General features: G+C 28.5%; 1 protein-coding gene. It reads left to right on the top strand.

The window, feature by feature from the left end; genetic code table 11:
• A partial coding sequence (locus J1C67_RS19340) for a non-ribosomal peptide synthetase (RefSeq protein WP_207253616.1) occupies positions 1-1,252 on the top strand: 1,252 nt, incomplete at both ends.

Below are 1,252 nucleotides of genomic sequence, written 5' to 3'. Positions count from 1 at the left end.
GAAATTAATATAATAACAGAAGAAGAAAAGATATTAATTGATGAATTTAATAATACAAAATTAGATTATGTGAAAGAAAAAACAATAAAAGAGTTGTTTGAAGATCAAGTAGAAAAAACGCCAGAAAAAATTGCAATAGAATTTGGAGAAAAATCTTTAACATATAGGGAATTAAATAAAAGGGCTAATAAGTTAGCGAGAGTATTAAGGGAGAGAGGAGTTAAGGAGGATTCCATAGTAGGAATAATGGTAGAAAGATCTCTAGAAATGTTAATTGGAATAGTGGGAATTATAAAGTCTGGGGGAGCATATTTACCAATAGATTATAAGAATCCTAAAGACAGAATAGAGTATATAATAAGAGATTCAAAGCTAGAAACAATAGTAGGAGAAAAAGAACTTATAGATACGATAGGCTTTGATAAAAATACAATAGATATTAAAGAAGTAATGGATCTAGATGTAGATGATGAAAATTTAAAGACAAATAATTCTAAGGATAGTTTAGCATATGTAATATACACTTCAGGCTCAACAGGGAATCCAAAGGGAGTAATGATTGAGAATAAACAAGTTAATAATTTCATACATGGAATGGTTGATGCAATAGATTTTAACAAATATGAAAGTATATTATGTATAACAACAATATCTTTTGATATCTTTGGATTAGAGACATTAGTACCATTAACAAATGGATTAAGGGTAGTAATATCAAGTGAAGATGAGAATATAGATATTGATAAATTATCAGAAAGAATAAATAAAAGTGGTGTTGAAATAATTCAAAGTACACCATCAAGACTAAAAGCTTTAATAGAAAATGACAATATAAAAAAAGAAATGGAAAAAGTGAAAGTTGTACTAGTTGGAGGAGAGGAAGTACCAGAAAAGTTAGTTGGTGAATTAAGAAATTATAAGGGGTTAAAAATTTATAATGTATATGGACCTACAGAAACAACAATATGGTCAACGTGTAAGCTTATTAAAGAAGGTGAAAGGATAACAATAGGACATCCAATAGCAAATACACAAATATATATATTGAATGAAAATAATAAAATGTTACCAATAGGTGTAGCAGGAGAATTGTGTATAGGTGGAGATGGATTAGCAAGGGGATATTTTAATAGAGAAGAATTAACAAGAGAAAAATTTATAGACAACCCATATAAACAAGGGGAGAAAATATATAAGACAGGAGATTTAGCGAAATGGTTGCCGGATGGAGGATTAGAGTTTTTAGGAAGAT

It is taken from the genome of Clostridium gasigenes (assembly GCF_017348895.1).
GTDB classification, from domain to species: Bacteria; Bacillota; Clostridia; order Clostridiales; family Clostridiaceae; genus Clostridium; species Clostridium gasigenes.
Note: the sequence above shows the minus strand (reverse complement) of the source record. Positions and strands in the feature narration are given on the sequence as shown.